The 16,539-nt window shown below is 34.8% G+C and carries 15 protein-coding genes and 3 tRNA genes; 7 read left to right on the forward strand and 11 right to left on the reverse strand.

Going from position 1 to position 16,539, the window contains the following annotated elements:
• Positions 1-4: 4 nt before the first annotated feature.
• From HMPREF1052_RS04960 to lptF, 4 genes are all read right to left on the reverse strand, one after another.
• A complete protein-coding gene (locus HMPREF1052_RS04960) occupies positions 5-826 on the reverse strand; it encodes a ParA family protein (RefSeq protein ID WP_005760321.1) in 822 nt (273 codons plus the stop codon).
• A 66-nt stretch (positions 827-892) separates the two neighbouring features.
• A tRNA-Leu gene (locus tag HMPREF1052_RS04965) sits at positions 893-978 on the reverse strand.
• A gap of 255 nt (positions 979-1,233) precedes the next feature.
• On the reverse strand, positions 1,234-2,304 hold the full coding sequence (lptG, locus tag HMPREF1052_RS04970) for an LPS export ABC transporter permease LptG (protein ID WP_005760355.1): 1,071 nt from the start codon (positions 2,302-2,304) through the stop codon (positions 1,234-1,236).
• Positions 2,305-2,309: 5 nt separating this feature from the next.
• Entirely contained in the window at positions 2,310-3,416 is a 1,107-nt protein-coding gene (lptF, locus tag HMPREF1052_RS04975; RefSeq protein WP_005760266.1) for an LPS export ABC transporter permease LptF, read from the reverse strand.
• A gap of 128 nt (positions 3,417-3,544) precedes the next feature.
• Here lptF and HMPREF1052_RS04980 point away from each other — a divergent pair, with 128 nt between their 5' ends.
• Positions 3,545-5,017 carry a leucyl aminopeptidase gene (locus HMPREF1052_RS04980; RefSeq protein WP_005760336.1) on the forward strand — a complete coding sequence of 491 codons (1,473 nt, stop codon included), beginning with the start codon at positions 3,545-3,547 and terminating at the stop codon, positions 5,015-5,017.
• Between the two features lie 88 nt (positions 5,018-5,105).
• Here HMPREF1052_RS04980 and recR read toward each other — a convergent pair whose 3' ends face one another.
• The 6 genes from recR to rsgA form a co-directional block, all read right to left on the reverse strand.
• Entirely contained in the window at positions 5,106-5,708 is a 603-nt protein-coding gene (recR, locus tag HMPREF1052_RS04985; protein ID WP_005760282.1) for a recombination mediator RecR, read from the reverse strand.
• A gap of 62 nt (positions 5,709-5,770) precedes the next feature.
• Entirely contained in the window at positions 5,771-6,100 is a 330-nt protein-coding gene (locus tag HMPREF1052_RS04990) for a YbaB/EbfC family nucleoid-associated protein (protein WP_005760318.1), read from the reverse strand.
• A gap of 96 nt (positions 6,101-6,196) precedes the next feature.
• Positions 6,197-6,697 (reverse strand): PTS glucose transporter subunit IIA, encoded by a 501-nt coding sequence (gene crr, locus HMPREF1052_RS04995; RefSeq protein WP_005760297.1) that lies wholly within the window; start codon positions 6,695-6,697, stop codon positions 6,197-6,199.
• Between the two features lie 60 nt (positions 6,698-6,757).
• Complete coding sequence (gene ptsI, locus HMPREF1052_RS05000) at positions 6,758-8,485, reverse strand: phosphoenolpyruvate-protein phosphotransferase PtsI (RefSeq protein ID WP_005760346.1); 1,728 nt, start codon at positions 8,483-8,485, stop codon at positions 6,758-6,760.
• A gap of 138 nt (positions 8,486-8,623) precedes the next feature.
• Positions 8,624-8,881 (reverse strand): phosphocarrier protein Hpr, encoded by a 258-nt coding sequence (gene ptsH / locus HMPREF1052_RS05005; protein ID WP_005760327.1) that lies wholly within the window; start codon positions 8,879-8,881, stop codon positions 8,624-8,626.
• Positions 8,882-9,166: 285 nt separating this feature from the next.
• The gene (gene rsgA, locus HMPREF1052_RS05010; RefSeq protein WP_005760279.1) at positions 9,167-10,216 is read right to left on the reverse strand and encodes a small ribosomal subunit biogenesis GTPase RsgA; all 1,050 of its coding nucleotides are present in this window, start codon (positions 10,214-10,216) and stop codon (positions 9,167-9,169) included.
• A gap of 73 nt (positions 10,217-10,289) precedes the next feature.
• Between rsgA and orn the strand changes: the two genes are divergently transcribed.
• The 6 genes from orn (at position 10,290) to mutL (ending at position 15,725) form a co-directional block, all read left to right on the forward strand.
• Positions 10,290-10,832 carry an oligoribonuclease gene (gene orn / locus HMPREF1052_RS05015; protein ID WP_005760283.1) on the forward strand — a complete coding sequence of 181 codons (543 nt, stop codon included), beginning with the start codon at positions 10,290-10,292 and terminating at the stop codon, positions 10,830-10,832.
• Between the two features lie 105 nt (positions 10,833-10,937).
• Positions 10,938-11,013 (forward strand) — tRNA-Gly (locus HMPREF1052_RS05020).
• A gap of 99 nt (positions 11,014-11,112) precedes the next feature.
• A tRNA-Gly gene (locus HMPREF1052_RS05025) sits at positions 11,113-11,188 on the forward strand.
• 248 nt (positions 11,189-11,436) lie between these two features.
• Positions 11,437-11,922 carry a tRNA (adenosine(37)-N6)-threonylcarbamoyltransferase complex ATPase subunit type 1 TsaE gene (tsaE, locus tag HMPREF1052_RS05030; protein WP_005760354.1) on the forward strand — a complete coding sequence of 162 codons (486 nt, stop codon included), beginning with the start codon at positions 11,437-11,439 and terminating at the stop codon, positions 11,920-11,922.
• A 21-nt stretch (positions 11,923-11,943) separates the two neighbouring features.
• On the forward strand, positions 11,944-13,812 hold the full coding sequence (locus tag HMPREF1052_RS05035) for an N-acetylmuramoyl-L-alanine amidase (protein ID WP_005760334.1): 1,869 nt from the start codon (positions 11,944-11,946) through the stop codon (positions 13,810-13,812).
• 8 nt (positions 13,813-13,820) lie between these two features.
• A complete protein-coding gene (gene mutL, locus HMPREF1052_RS05040; RefSeq protein WP_005760360.1) occupies positions 13,821-15,725 on the forward strand; it encodes a DNA mismatch repair endonuclease MutL in 1,905 nt (634 codons plus the stop codon).
• A gap of 76 nt (positions 15,726-15,801) precedes the next feature.
• Here mutL and HMPREF1052_RS05045 read toward each other — a convergent pair.
• The coding region (locus HMPREF1052_RS05045) for a YadA family autotransporter adhesin (RefSeq protein WP_005760329.1) at positions 15,802-16,539 on the reverse strand (738 nt) is incomplete at its 5' end.

Genomic DNA, 16,539 nt, shown 5'->3' on the forward strand with positions numbered 1-16,539 from the left:
TCTCTTACTCCTTATCCATAAAATGGCTTTGAGCAAATTGAGGCAATAGCAATGAACACAATTTTTGGATAGTTTTATATTCTGCTTGATTCTGTTTATAAACTGGGATCGAGAATGTTGCTGCTTCACGATAAGCCACCTTATCTGGTACAGTAAAATCAAGTAGTGTTTTAGACTCATCAAATTCTGTAGCAAATAATGTATGCAGATGTTCTGAAACAAATTTCACATCATTGGTATGATCAACACAGTTAAGAACTGCTTTTAATGGAGGAAGTTTGAAGCCAAAATTTGCAAAAGTTTGCAAATCCTGATACATACCCAACGTGCCTCGAATAAATTCTTTAGCAGACAAAATATGAGGAAGAATAGGACAGAAAAGGACATCTGCAGCCAATACAGACATATCTACGGTAATATCACGCGTACCTCGAGTATCTACAATAACCACATCATAACCTTCAATTTTGCTTAAAAGTAAGCTAAAACGAAGTGCACCATCAGGTGAATCTCGTAACATTGGGCTAATTTTGTTTGAAGGGTCATTTGACTGAATTAAGTCAAGGTGTGAAATTTTAGTTTTAGAAATAATGTGAGAAGGCTCTACGTCTCTAAAATGTAAAAACTCATAAGTACCACCTGGAGCTTGATAAACTAAGGCATAATAAGAACTAAGGGTAGGCTGAGTGTCAGTATCAATGAGAAGAGTTTTAAGCCCATGCTCAGCACAAAATGCACCAATATTAGCAGCATTTGTACTTTTTGCTGAACCACCTTTGGTTGATGCTACAGTAATAACGAAGGACTTATTTTGCAAAAGATCCATAATTTACTCACTTAACAAAAAATTTAACGTTAAGGAGTATTGGCTTGTAAGGGAAGATATCTGAGATGGTGCCTGAGGTCGGACTCGAACCGACACGATTATTCATCGGCGGATTTTGAATCCACTACGTCTACCAATTTCGTCACTCAGGCTAGGAGTGTTTTTCTATATTTTCCTAAATTCTACCAAATCTTTTAGTTCTACGCAACGGATTTTGAATCCGCTGCGTCTACCAATTTCGCCACCCAGGCAAAACGAGTAAAATCTATAACTCGCCGGTTATTATACGGAGATCTTGTTTTGTTGCAAGAATAAATTCTAGATTTATTATTAGCTGCTTTAAATTTCAACAACTCTATAAAAAAGGCTATATTTTTATAGAAAGTGCGGTCTTTTTTAAAGAAATTTTAATCTCGTTTTCGGCTGAGTAACCACCATGTAATGACTAAGAATAAAGCACTTGGCATTAATGCTCCCATAATTGGTGTCACATTATAAACTAAACTCAGTGGTCCAAAAATTTCATTCACTACATAGAATAAGAAACCAAAACAAATTCCTGTCACGATACGAGCACCCGCAGTTACCCCTCGTAATGGACCAAAAATAAAGGAGAGTGCTAATAACATCATTACCCCGACAGAAATAGGTTGGAATAATTTACGCCAATAAGTTAATTCAAACTTTTTACTATCTTGTCCAGTTTCTTTTAAAAATGCGATGTAATTAGATAATCCCGAAATAGATAAAGATGTCGGTCTTACCGAAAAAATGCCTAATTTATCTGGTGTTAATGAAGTTTCCCAATTTCGATTAACAAAATTACTGTTTTTTATTTCATCTTTAGAAATTTGTGATTCATTAACTTGTTTTAATATCCATTTACCCTTTTCATAACTTGCGTTATTAGCATGACTAACACGTTGCAATTCACGTTTATCATTAAAGCTATAAATATAAATATTTCTGAGTTGCCCCCCATCTTTGACTTGTTGGACATAAATAAAATCATTACCGTCCTTAGCCCATACCCCATTTTTCACAGAGAGCATTTTACCTCCAGCAAGGGCTTTTGAACGCATATCTCGAGCAAACTGTTCAGTTTGAGGAATCCCCCATTCTCCAATAACCATTGTGATCAACACAAGAGGCAAAGCAGTTTTCATCACTGCCAAACCAATTTTTAAACGTGAGAACCCTGCTGATTGCATTACAATTAATTCACTTCGGCTAGCTAAATTACCAAGGGCAATTAATGCACCTAATAAAGCTGCCATTGGGAAGAATGTTTCAATATCTTTCGGCATAGTTAATATTGTATAGAGTACAGCTTGTAAACTATCATAAGTGCCTTTACCGACACTACGAAATTGCTCAACAAATTTAATAATTGCAGATAAACCTACCAAAGTCAGTAATGTTGCAAAGATAGTACCTAAAATACTTTTACCAATATAACGATCTAATGTATTCATCATATTCACTATCCTTGTACTCCTGATTTTCTACTAAATAAGTGACGAATCTTATACATAAATGCACTATCCCAGCCATTCAATACAAGCCCTAAAATTAAAAAGGCAATATTAACCAGTGGCATCAGTATGCTTGCATTTAATTTATTAGCATCACCAGCAGATTTCAGTGAACTGAGCAATAAAAAATAGATTAAATAAAGTAACAATGCAGGTAAAATCTTAGCAAAACGCCCCTGTCTTGGATTAACTCGGCTGAGTGGTACTGCTAATAATGCCATGATTGGCACCGCTAAAATCAAACTAATACGCCAATTTAATTCTGCCTTAGCAGCCATACTATCAGAAGCAAATAATTCTTTAATACTAAGTTCAGATGTTTCGACTTTGTTATCTTCAGCGGCTTGATAACCTAGGTAAGCTTGATAAGAGTCAAAATTTGTAATCCGAAAATCGGGTAATGCAGCTGAGCCCTCAACTCGTTGGCTATTTTCTAAATTTAAAATTTGATCACCATTAGGTAATGATGTTAATTGACCTTTTTCTGCCACCGTTACAGATGGTTTAGTATTGCCTTTCTCTTTAGTTTGAAATAAATAAACATCCTTGATTTGATTGTCTTTAATTGTATTAATAAATAAGACAAAATCATTATTATGAGATGCCATAAACTGTCCCGCAGAAAGTGCTGACATAGTTGGATTAGCCTTAGCATCATCAATAATTTGCGCTTGTTTTTGAACTGCCCAAGGTGAGATCCAAAGCACATTATAAGCTGCTAAAGTGGCTGTCAATAACGAAAGTAAGACTACTGTCTTAATTAAAATACCTTGTCCTACACCACAAGCTTTCATCACAGTAATTTCACTTTCTGCGTACAAGCGACCTAGTGTCAATAAAATGGCAATAAATAAGCATAACGGTAACATCAGTTGAGCCATCGCAGGCATACCTAATCCTAGTAATGAAAGTACTAAATCTGCGGGTACACTCCCATTAGCGGCAGAACCTAATACCCGTACCAACTGTTGAGAAAAGAAAATGAGTAATAAGATAAACAGAATTGCAATCTGGCTCTTAAAAACTTCTTTGGTTAAATATTTAGTTAAAATCACATTATCGCCTATATTTTTCTTGCAATTTATATAAAACAGGTTAATTTAAAACATTCAAGCTTCTTAATTATTAAGCCATATAATAACGTATTTTTGCGTTTAAAACAGTAAAAATTAGGACACATATAATGAATTATTCAGCACAATCAATCTCACTTGAACAAGCACAAGAAAGTATTATTCTTGCTATTTTCGAAGACAACTCTCTCCCACTATCAGCAAAAAAAATTGATAAAAAATTAAATGACCAGATTACTGATGCCATAAAAAATGGTGAAATTTCAGGGAAATTAGGACAAATTTTAATATTACGTAACTGTACCCAGCGTATTATTTTAGTGGGTGCGGGTAAACAAAATGAAATCACTGAACGACAATATAAACAACTGATTGCCAAAGCTATTCAAATAGCCAAGGAAACTATTGCTACTACCATTATTAATGCTTTGACAGATATTCAAATCAAAGATCGAGATCTTTATTGGAATATTCGTTTCGCTATTGAAACTATTGAAGCTAATGAATACATATTTGATCAATTCAAAAGCAAAAAAGTAGAAAAAAACTCAAACTTATCTGAAATTATTTTTTACGTAGAAAATAATACTGAAAAAGCGCAACAAGCAATTCAACACGCGACTGCCATTGCTTTAGGTGTAAAAATGGCACGAGATATTGCAAATTGCCCACCAAATATATGTAATCCTGTTTATCTTGCTAATCAAGCTAAACGTTTATCTCAACGTGTTCCTTTAATCAAAACTAAGATTGTAGGTGAAAAAGAAATGGCTGAACTAGGTATGGGGGCTTATTTAGCTGTCTCTCAAGGTTCAGAAAATGAAGCTCAGCTTTCTATTATGGAATATCGTAATCATCCAAATCCTAATGCAAAACCGATTGTTTTAGTAGGCAAGGGTTTAACCTTTGATGCAGGTGGTATTTCTTTAAAACCCGCAGCTGATATGGATGAAATGAAATACGATATGTGTGGTGCTGCCTCAATTTTTGGTGTAATGCATGCTGTAGCTGAATTAAAATTACCATTAAATATTATTGGTGTTATGGCTGGCTGCGAGAATTTACCTGATGGTAAGGCTTATCGTCCAGGTGATATTCTCACCACCATGAGTGGATTAACTGTTGAAGTACTGAATACCGATGCCGAAGGACGTTTAGTATTATGTGATACATTGACTTATGTAGAAAGGTTTGAACCAGAATATGTCATTGATATAGCAACTTTGACTGGTGCCTGCGTAGTAGCTCTAGGTCAACATAATAGTGGATTAATTTCTCCACACGATGATTTAGCTCATAACATTGAACAAGCTGCACAGCAATCCTCCGACAAAGCATGGCGTTTACCTCTTACTGAAGAATATCAAGAACAACTTAAATCTCCATTTGCAGATTTAGCCAATTTAGGAGGACGCTGGGGTGGTGCTATCACGGCTGGAGCATTTTTATCTAACTTTACTAAAAAATACCCTTGGGCTCATTTAGATATTGCTGGCACAGCTTGGTTGCAAGGTGCGAATAAGGGAGCTACAGGACGTCCAGTTTCCTTATTAGTACAATTTTTATTGAATCAAGTAATATAAAAATATAAAAGGAGGTCTTAAACCTCCTTTATGGTTAAAATGTGCGGTTTAAATTAAAAAAATTTTTTCAATATGTACCGCACTTTTACTAACTTAGCGGTCTACGTCCAAGAAAAGAGTGGGTCAAGGTTGTACCATCCACAGTTTCAAGCTCGCCACCAACAGGAATGCCATGTGCAATACGACTGACTTTGATATTATATTGATTACATAATTCAGCAATATAATTTGCCGTTGCATCCCCCTCTACCGTTGGGTTTGTGGCAAGAATAACCTCATGAAATGATTCTTCTTGTAAACGTTTTTGGAGTAAATCTAAACCAATTTCTCGTGGACCAATGCCATCTAAAGGAGATAAATGTCCCATTAATACAAAATATCTTCCTGAAAACTGCCCTGTTTGCTCAATAGCCTGAATATCAGCAGGCATTTCTACCACACATAATAACCCTGAATGCTGACGTCGAGGATTTTTACAAATATTGCACTGTTCTTCCTCTGTAAAAGTACGACAATGCTGGCAATGACCAATTTTTGACATCGATTCAGTTAAAGCAATAGCTAAACTCATACCACCTTGACGATCTCGTTGTAAAAGATGATAAGCCATACGCTGTGCTGACTTAGGCCCTACGCCAGGTAAACAACGTAAACTTTCAATTAAATTTTCTAATAAAGGACTGCTTTGCATAAAAATTCTAACCTAGTAAAAACAAACCGCACATAAAAGTGCGGTCTAAATTACAACATTTTTTAAAATGGCATTTTAAAACCAGGAGGAATTGGCATACCTGCTGTCACTGAAGCCATTTTCTCTTTATGTAATTCTTCTGCTCGACGAGCTGCATCATTAAATGCCGCAGCGATTAAATCTTCTAGCATCTCTTTATCGTCTTCCATTAAAGAAGGATCGATTTCGATACGACGACAATTATGAGCACCATTAATGGTAATTTTAACTAAACCAGCACCAGATTCACCAGTCACCTCAAGCTGAGCAATTTCTTCTTGCATTTTTTGCATACGCTCTTGCATTTGCTGAGCCTGTTTCATTAAATTACCTAAACCACCTTTTCCAAACATAATTCTCTTCCACTAGTTTACTATTAATAATCAAATAAAAAGTCCGCCTCATATAAAGCGAACTTTCACTAATTTCATATAAAACTTATTCAGCCTCTATTTTTTTAAGGCTAAAACAATTGAATCACCAGCAACAACCTGACCGACTTTCTTATCCATAGCGCTAATTTCATCCATATTAGAAATAACCACTGGTGTCAAAACAGATTTTGCTTTTTGCTCTAAAAATGCTAAATCAAATTCAATAATTGTCTCACCACGTTTTACTGATTGACCTTCCTGAGCAATACGCTTAAAGCCCTCACCTTTAAGTTCAACAGTATCAATACCAAAGTGAACAAATAATTCAACACCATCAGTAGATTCCATGGAAAATGCATGGTTTGTTTCAAAGATTTTTCCAATTACACCATCAACGGGAGCAACAATTCTGTCACCATTTGGACGAATTGCAATACCATCGCCTACGATTTTTTCAGAGAAAACGACATCTGGAACATCTTCAATATTCACAATTTCACCTGAAAGTGGTGCATAAATTTCCACATCTACAGATTTAGTGTTTTTTGAGCCAAATAATTTGTCAAATAAACCCATTTTCTATTCTCCTGACTGATAACTTTTTCGGCATTTTACATGAAAAACATCAATTTGTATCTAACTTAATTGTTTTTCTTCTAAAAAATTCACCACTAAGTTTTCAATTTCTGCCGCAGTTGGTAATTGAAGCGCTTTATCAGCTAGCACCTTAACTTCAGAAAAATTAACATTACGCACTAATTTCTTAATACGAGGGATAGAAATAGCACTCATGCTAAATTCATCTAATCCCATACCTAATAATAGCAGAGTGGCTTTTTCATCACCAGCTAACTCACCACACATCCCCGTCCATTTACCTTCAGAATGCGATGCATCGATTACTTGTTTAATCAAACTAAGAACTGAAGGTGACATCGGATTATATAAATGAGAGATCATTTCATTACCACGATCAACTGCTAAAGTATATTGTGTTAAATCATTAGTACCAATACTAAAGAAATCAACTTCTTTCGCTAAGAAACGAGCATTCACTGCAGCGGATGGCGTTTCGACCATCACGCCCACTTGAATAGACTCATCAAATGCTTTACCTTCAGTACGTAATTCTTGTTTTAACGTCTCAATAACCGATTTTAATTCACGAATTTCCTCTACTGAAATAATCATCGGGAACATCACAGCTAATTTACCAAAAGCTGATGCACGTAATACTGCTCGCAATTGAGTGGTGAGAATTTCACGACGATCCAAAGCAATACGAATTGCACGCCATCCTAAAAAAGGATTCATTTCTTTTGGTAAATTCAGATAAGGAAGTTCTTTATCTCCACCAATATCCATAGTACGTAATACGACTTGACGACCATTCATTGCTTCAACCACTTCTTTATAAGCAATAAACTGTTCTTCCTCTGTAGGAAGTTGAGTACGATCCATGAATAAAAATTCTGTACGATATAACCCTACACCTTCTGCGCCATTGCGTTCAGCCCCATCGCAGTCACGAATCGTACCAATATTCGCCACAACCTCAACTTGTTGACCATCTAAGGTAATTGCAGGTAAATCTTTTAATTTAGCTAATTCCGCTTTTTCTTCTGCTAATTTATGTTGTTGTTGTTTTAATTTATCAACGAGGCTTTGTTCAGGATTCACATATACAAGGTTATTAATGGCATCAAGAATTAAATAATCACCTGTATTAATTTGTGCTGTTGCAGTATTAGTCCCAACAATTGCTGGTAATTCCAGTGAGCGAGCCATAATTGATGTATGTGAAGTTCGACCACCAATATCTGTCACAAAACCTAATACTTTATCTAAATTTAATTGTGCAGTTTCAGATGGTGTCAAATCATAAGCAACTAAAATAGCTTCTTCATTAATTTCACCTAAATCTACAATTTTCATGCCTAAGATATTTTTAATTAAACGATTACCAATATCACGAATATCGCCAGCTCGTTCTCTTAAATATTCATCATCAATTTCTGATAATATTGCAACTTGTTGTTCAATCACTTTACTTGCTGCAACTGCTGCATTGACTTTGTTATCACGAAGATAACTAATGATTTCTTCTTCTAATTCCTCATCTTCTAAGATCATTAAATGGCCTTCAAAAATAGCGGCCTTTTCTTCACCTAATTTTTTTTCAGCACGATCTCTAATGGATGTGAGTTGCTCAATGGCAGCTGAACGTCCTTCATAAAAACGAGCTACTTCCGGCTCAATCTGATCTTCAGAAATCTTATGCATATCAAGAACAATTTTTTCTTCTTTAAGAACTAATGCATGACCGAAAACAATACCTGGTGAAGCTGAAATTCCAGAAATCATGTGTAACCTTCCGATAATAATCTAATTAAAAATACTTATGAAAATAGATATAACATAGCCATACAACACCTATCTTATTATTTTTTATCACAATGAATTCTAAAAATAATAAAACTCTATTCTATGGCTATGAATAAATTATTCTAATGTAGGAATTAATGCAACTAAGTGTTCAACCGCTTTTTGTTCATCTTCCCCTTCAGCTGAAATAGTAATTACAGTACCTTGAGTTAAGCCCAATGTTTGTAATTTAAATAAACTTTTAGCGCTGGCACTTTTACCGCTAGACGTCACAGTTACCTCAGATGCAAAGGCTTTTGCTTCTTTTACAAATTGTGCTGCCGGGCGAGTGTGTAAGCCGTTAGCCGCTGTAATTTCAACATCTTTTGAATACATAATTTTACCTCTATAAAGTATATTGTTAATTGTGAATAGGGTTTTAAAAAGCAAGCCAGTTTAGTAATTGCTTGTCATAAATAAAAATTTGGTAGCGACAATAAAGTCAGTAATGTAACTGATTTTAATTAATAGTTCAAAATAAATCTTATCTAGTATTAAGATAATTACTAACTAATTCAAGTTAAATCCAATGAAAACTTGAGATAGTTCACATTTTTAGAGAAAAACTTATTTTTTTAAATAAAAAGTAACAATTTATCAATAAAATTTATTTATTTGTAGCTATTCATCAACAAAATGACGCTGAGATTTATTTTCTTCCCTACTTAACAGTAAGCGGTGATAATTTTCAAATCTCACTGGATGAATTTTACCTTGCTCTACGGCTTCTCTTAAAGCACAGCCAGGATCAGTTAAGTGTTTACAATCTCTAAACTTACATGTTCCTAGCACATATTGAAATTCTCGATAACCTTGAGTAATTTGATCAGGTTCTAAATGCCAAAGCCCAAACTCTCTGATTCCTGGCGAATCAATAAGTTCCCCACCTTGTGGTAAATGATATAAACGAGAGGCAGTTGTAGTGTGTTGACCCAACCCAGAAGTTTCACTAATTTCTCCTGTCTGAGCATTCACTTCAGGTAAAATATGATTGATTAAGCTAGATTTACCTACCCCTGATTGACCGACAAAAATAGATATTCCTTCGCCTAAAAGTGCGGTCAATTTTTCCATATTTTTTCCAGAAGTTGCGGAAATCATAAGTGTTTGATAGCCAATATTTTGATAAATATTAAGCTGTTCTTCCGCTTCTTGCCATTGTTGTTCTGTGAGTAAATCCACTTTATTGAGGACAATAACTGCTGGAATATTTGCATTCTCACAAATAACCAAATAACGATCGATAATATTTAAAGATAAGCTAGGAAGTACTGCGGATACAATAATAATACGATCAATATTAGAAGCTATCACTTTAAGTCCATCATAATAATCAGGACGAGCAATTTCATTTTTACGCGGTTTAATAGCTTCAATTACGCCACTAATACCATGGAACTTTTCATGCCCTTGACGCCAAACCACATGATCACCAACAACCACATTTGCTAAAGTGCGGCGTAAATTACAACGATAAATTTCACCTTGCGAATTCTCAACGTCTGCATGCATTGAATAACGAGTAACCACAATACCATCTTGAGTATCACCTAGCATTTCATCTTGCCAATCAATTTCTTTTTTTGATTTTCGATGATGATGTTCTAATGTTTTAGCATTATTTGAATGAATTCGACGTTTTTGATTTTGAGTTAATTTACGTTTAGCCAAATAGAAATCCTTAAAGTGCGGTCAATTTTCGTATAATATAGATAAACTGAATTTATATAGGATACTCCAAATTATGCAATTAGATAATCAAAATCTGATCTGGATTGATTTAGAAATGACAGGATTAGATCCTGAACAAGAACGAATTATTGAAATCGCTACAATTGTGACCGATAAAGATTTAAATATTTTAGCAGAAGGTCCTGTTCTCGCCATTCATCAATCAGATGAGTTGCTTAATAAAATGAGCGATTGGTGCATTAAAACTCATACAGAGAACGGTTTAGTTGAACGAGTTAAAGCAAGTAAATTAACCGAACGTGCTGCAGAATTACAAACACTTGATTTTCTAAAAAAATGGGTTTCTAAAGGAGTTTCGCCTATTTGCGGGAACAGTGTTGCTCAAGATAAACGTTTTTTATTTAAATATATGCCTGAGTTAGCAGATTATTTCCATTATCGCTATCTAGATGTAAGTACATTAAAAGAACTTGCTCGACGTTGGCAACCTGAAGTATTAAATGGATTTGAAAAGAAAGCTACCCATCTTGCTCTCGATGATATTCGTGAAAGCATTGCTGAACTTGTCTATTATCGAGAACACTTTATTAAATAAGCAAATCTATGCTTAATAACTAAGCAAGCTCATCTTTTTTCTAAATTTGAGCTTGCACCTCATCAAAAAATTTGTATAATACAGCCCTATCACTCCTTGTGATATGCGGGAATAGCTCAGTTGGTAGAGCACAACCTTGCCAAGGTTGGGGTCGCGAGTTCGAGCCTCGTTTCCCGCTCCAATTTAAATCTAGATGATAGATTTATCAAACTAATTAAATTCGCAATAAATACCTGACAATTTGTCTAATTTAGTACTTATTGCAAAGTTAACTAGTAGTGCGGGAATAGCTCAGTTGGTAGAGCACAACCTTGCCAAGGTTGGGGTCGCGAGTTCGAGCCTCGTTTCCCGCTCCAATTTTCTCCTTATTCGATTTACTCGATCTTTTCATAATTTATCCTTTAGATAAATTATTTATTTTTTATTATATGTTATGTCAACGGCTGATATTCTCAGCCGTTATTTTTTTGCATATTTCCTATTTTACATAGAGTGATAAATCTAACTTATCCTTTGATCTAACATATTTCAGATATTTTCTACATAATTCAAGAAAAGTGCGGTAGAATATTCCACTATTTTAACCTTTTCGATTTGGATATTCATGACGACACATTCTCACTACAGACAATATATTGCAGATGAAAATGCGATGTGTGATTTTGGTAAAAAGTTAATTCATGCTATTTGCCAATTGGATAATGATAACTCTGTAGTACTGTATCTGAATGGCGATTTAGGTGCAGGAAAAACCACCTTAAGCCGAGGCATCATTCAAGCTTTAGGACACCAAGGCAACGTTAAAAGTCCAACTTATACTCTTGTTGAAGAATATTACTTACAAGACAAAACTATCTATCATTTTGATCTTTATCGACTTAGTGATCCCGAAGAATTAGAGTTTATGGGCATTCGTGATTATTTTAATAAAAATACGATTTGTCTTATTGAATGGACCGAAAAAGGGGCTGGCTTGTTAGCTAAGCCTGATTTAATTGTGAATATTGAATATGCTGAAACCGCCCGTGAATTAGAACTTATTGCTCAAAATGCTCGGGGTGAACAAATCATTACATTATTAACAAAATAATTTGAAGTACAGTTTAGCATTATGAAACGATTTTTTACTTTTATTGTGACAGCCCTTTATTTAACTATTAACCAAGCTTCCGCAGCGGTTTGGACTATTGCTATTGATCCTGGTCATGGAGGTAAAGATCCTGGTGCTATTAGTCGCACAATGGGAATGTATGAAAAAAATGTTACCCTCTCCATTGCCAGTGAATTGAAATCATTTTTAGATAAAGACCCTAATTTTCGTGCCGTATTAACTCGTCGTGGAGATTATTATATTTCTGTTCCTGAACGTTCTGAAATTGCTCGTAAAAATAAAGCAAATTATCTCATTTCTATTCATGCTGATTCTTCAACCAATCCTGAACTAAAAGGCGCTTCAGTTTGGGTATTATCTAACCGCCGAGCAAATGATGAAATGGGACAATGGTTGGAAGATCACGAAAAACAATCGGAATTACTTGGTGGAGCTGGCTCAGTATTATCCAGTAATAATGATGAGAAATATCTCAATCAAACGGTACTTGATTTGCAATTTGGACATAGCCAAAGAGCAGGTTATGAATTAGGTAATAGTATTTTGCGTAATTTTTCTAAAATTACAGATTTAAGTCGAAGTGTACCACAGCATGCAAGTTTAGGGGTTTTGCGTTCTCCTGATATTCCATCCGTATTAATCGAAACAGGTTATTTATCTAATATTGGCGAAGAAGCTAAATTAAGTTCACCAAGTTATCGTAAACGTATTGCCTATATTATTTATCAAGGTTTAGTCGACTACCGTAATCGCAATACAAATTCTGATACGAATACCACTTTCAAACCAATACCTATATCAACAGATAATAGTAATAGCGATAGTAATAATCAAAAACAAGCAAAGGAAAATATTGCTGATAGTGGTATTCGACATAAAGTCGCCTCAGGTGAAACTATTGCCAAAATAGCACAAAAATATCATGTCAAATCTGCTGATATCGTGACATTGAATAAATTAAAACGCCAAGATCTTTATATTGGCGAATCAATTAAAATTCCTGGTTTGTCACAGAATCTAGCCAAAGAAGAGACAAAACAAGAAAACAATCAAAAACAGGAGAAATCTTCAGATAATAATCAAATAAATTCTGATAATACTTATATTGTAAAATCAGGTGATACGCTATATAGCATTGCTAATAAATATAAGGCGAAAGAATCAGAATTACTGGAATTAAATAAACTCAAAAATAGAAATGCCTTATTTGCAGGTAAAAAACTTAAAATTCCAGCAAGTGCTAAGCCAATAGAAAATGCCGAACCAGAGAAACCAAAAGATATTGTTCAAAACCTACAAAAAGATAAAGTAGAAAAATCGACGATTCGCTATCAAGTCAAATCTGGTGATAATATTTCTAAATTAGCAGAAAAATTTGGTATTAAATCTAGTGAAATTATTGAATTAAATAATCTTAAAGGTAAAAATTTATTAGTCGGGGCTATCATAAAATTACCTGATAATGCTAAAAATGTGCCATCTGAAGATAAACCACAAACTAAAAATACAACAGAAATAAAACAAAACAATAGTAAAAATACTAAATCGGAGAAAGGTTCGGATAAAGCCACTACAAAAACCTCAGAAAAAACTAAAACAACGGATAACAATAAAAAATCAGTTAAAGCTGAAAAAGTAAATAATAATGTTCAATCAGTAAGCAGCACGAAAGTAGAAACTAATACGAATAAAGCTACTCATTCAGATAAAGTGAGCAATGCTTCGAAAAATAAAGTTGATAATGCAACTAAAACTAAAGTCACCGACAAAAAAACTGAGTCAAAGGCTAAAGTGCCTGTTATTGAAGCTCAAAAAGCGACATCAACTAAAACAGTAATGAAGAAAAAGACGACGAATAAAAATAAATAGGATTTATTATGCCAATTCATATTTTACCACCACAACTGGCTAATCAAATTGCTGCTGGCGAAGTTGTCGAGCGTCCAGCCTCTGTGGTAAAAGAATTAGTTGAAAATAGCCTTGATGCTGGTGCTTCACGTATTCAAATCGATATTGAAAATGGTGGAGCGAGCTTGATTCGTATTCGTGATAATGGCTTAGGTATTCCAAAAGACGAACTCGGCTTAGCCCTAGCTCGTCATGCTACCAGTAAAATCGCGAGCCTTGAAGATCTTGATGCAATATTAAGTTTAGGTTTCCGAGGAGAAGCCTTAGCAAGTATTAGTTCAGTATCACGTCTCACTCTTACCTCTCGCACAGCAGAACAAAATGAAGCATGGCAAGTATATGCTCAAGGTCGAGATATGGAAACCACGATTCAACCGGCTTCCCATCCTGTGGGAACCACTGTTGAAGTTGCTAACCTATTCTTTAATACACCTGCCCGCCGTAAATTTTTACGAACAGACAAAACCGAATTTGCTCATATTGATGAGGTGATTCGTCGGATTGCCCTTGCAAAACCACAAATTACCTTTACGCTTACTCATAATGGCAAAACAGTGCGTCAATATAAAAGTGCGGTACAAATTTCACAAAAATTAAAACGTGTCGCATCTATTTGTGGTGATGATTTTATCAAGCAAGCCCTACAAATTGATTGGAAACATGATAGTCTTCACTTATCTGGCTGGATTGCTTTACCTCATTTTCATCGTTCTCAAAATGACCTTGCTTATAGCTATGTAAATGGACGGATGATTCGAGATAAAGTCATCAATCATGCTATTCGTCAGGCTTATGCAGATTATTTAAATAACGAACAATATCCTGCATTTGTGCTTTATCTAGATTTAGATCCGAATGAGGTTGATGTCAATGTACACCCAACCAAACATGAAGTTCGTTTTCATCAGGCTCGCTTAATTCATGATTTTATTTACCAAGGAATAGTTAATGCATTAAATTCTGAGCAAGCTGATTTTGCTCAATATGATGTTCATTCTGAAAATAATGCTCAAGTCCAAGAACCCCAAGCTAATTGGCACATTTCAACAAATAAGCCAAATCGAGGGGCGGCAGGTCATAATATATTTGAATCCGCTAGTTTAGCTAAACAAAATACAAAAGCTTATTCTGCTACCGTGATGAATGATGAGTCTCCTCGTTCCAACACCTTCTCAGCAAAATTTTCTGAACATAAACCGCACTTTTGCAGTGAAAAAGTCAGCAAAACAGAACAAAAGATTTATGCTGAATTACTCAGCTCAGTACCTGAAAAACAAAGTATTCAAACTGATATGGAAATATCCGCTGAAAAAAATATAAGTAAAATTTCTGTCCCTGTAGAAACTGTTAGCAGTCAAGTATTAAGGGCATTAGCACTAGTAAATAACAAAGCTTTACTGTTACAGCAACAGCAGCATTTTTATTTATTACCGTTAAATAAACTACAAAAAGTAAAATTTAAACTTTCATTGCAACAAGCACCCATTGAAAAGCAGCCATTGTTGATCCCTATTCTATTCAGATTAAGTGAATCTCAAGTTACAAGATGGCAGGCACAAAAGTATTTGTTTAAACAAATTGGACTCGAATTTACAGAAAATTTAGCCCAAAACCGCATTACTCTAAATGTCGTACCCAACTGTTTACGCCAACAAAATCTGCAACGTTGTGTGATCTCTATATTAGAAAATGAACTGCTAGAAATTTCTGAGTTTTTAACCGCACTTTGTGAACAATTACAACTTGCAGAAATAACTATCTTTGCTGATGCAGTAAATCTTCTCACAGAAGTGGAAAGATTAACAAAAATGAGCGGAACAAATGAACTCTCAACGCTTTTCATTCCTGTCGATTTTAATTCCTATTTAAACTAATTATTTGTTTTATTTATAAACTCCCAATAAAAAAGGCAATTCATCATAAATTGCCTTTTCGGTTATCTAACCTAAATTAGTATTGGAAGCCTACTCCTGCTCCTGCAGAAACGTCTCCTACTGTATTAGCAGTACCTGTAAGTTTGATAATTACTTTACCATTATCTGATGCTCTAGACCAGCCTACCGCAACAGCTGATTGATCTTTATAAGCACCTACAGCTGCAGATACCATTGACTTACCTGAGGTATAAACTTGTGGTAAAGACATTCCAGCTGCGGCATTTGCTCCAATACCGCGCATTTCTTTACGAGTGCTACTAACTTTAGCTTCAACATTACTTACTCGATTATTAATGTTACGTACGCTATTATCAATTTTAGTCACACGTTGATCCACTGCGTGTAATTGACTACCATTTACTGCATCTTTAGAAGTTGCAGAAATTGTACCATCAGCAACATTAGTAATTTTCTTACTACCTGCATCTATACCTGATTTAGTTACACTTGGACCATTTTTAATAGTTACACCATTGGTTGTAACTTTTGTATCACCAACATTAACTTCTTTAGCATTAACAGTTTCAGAATTAACCACTTTAGCAGTTACCGAATTAACTTTAATATCTTTATTTAAACCAACTTTATATTCTTTACTGCCTAAATTATTAGGTTGGTTGGTCACATTAATATTATTATCACCCGCAACTACAGTTTCTTCTTTATTTTGACCACTTGCTGAAGAACCTGGATCGCCTTTATCTCCTTTAGCACCTTTTTCGCCAGGAAGACCTTGGTCACCTTTATCTCC

The organism is Pasteurella bettyae CCUG 2042 (assembly GCF_000262245.1).
In the GTDB taxonomy this organism is placed as follows: domain Bacteria; phylum Pseudomonadota; class Gammaproteobacteria; order Enterobacterales; family Pasteurellaceae; genus Basfia; species Basfia bettyae.

Coding starts and splice junctions, on each gene's coding strand:
- HMPREF1052_RS04960 (WP_005760321.1), bottom strand. CDS start 826: ATGGATCTTTTGCAAAATAAGTCCTTCGTTATTACTGTAGCATCAACC.
- lptG (WP_005760355.1), bottom strand. CDS start 2,304: ATGATGAATACATTAGATCGTTATATTGGTAAAAGTATTTTAGGTACT.
- HMPREF1052_RS04980 (WP_005760336.1), top strand. CDS start 3,545: ATGAATTATTCAGCACAATCAATCTCACTTGAACAAGCACAAGAAAGT.
- recR (WP_005760282.1), bottom strand. CDS start 5,708: ATGCAAAGCAGTCCTTTATTAGAAAATTTAATTGAAAGTTTACGTTGT.
- HMPREF1052_RS04990 (WP_005760318.1), bottom strand. CDS start 6,100: ATGTTTGGAAAAGGTGGTTTAGGTAATTTAATGAAACAGGCTCAGCAA.
- crr (WP_005760297.1), bottom strand. CDS start 6,697: ATGGGTTTATTTGACAAATTATTTGGCTCAAAAAACACTAAATCTGTA.
- ptsI (WP_005760346.1), bottom strand. CDS start 8,485: ATGATTTCTGGAATTTCAGCTTCACCAGGTATTGTTTTCGGTCATGCA.
- ptsH (WP_005760327.1), bottom strand. CDS start 8,881: ATGTATTCAAAAGATGTTGAAATTACAGCGGCTAACGGCTTACACACT.
- orn (WP_005760283.1), top strand. CDS start 10,290: ATGCAATTAGATAATCAAAATCTGATCTGGATTGATTTAGAAATGACA.
- tsaE (WP_005760354.1), top strand. CDS start 11,437: ATGACGACACATTCTCACTACAGACAATATATTGCAGATGAAAATGCG.
- HMPREF1052_RS05035 (WP_005760334.1), top strand. CDS start 11,944: ATGAAACGATTTTTTACTTTTATTGTGACAGCCCTTTATTTAACTATT.
- mutL (WP_005760360.1), top strand. CDS start 13,821: ATGCCAATTCATATTTTACCACCACAACTGGCTAATCAAATTGCTGCT.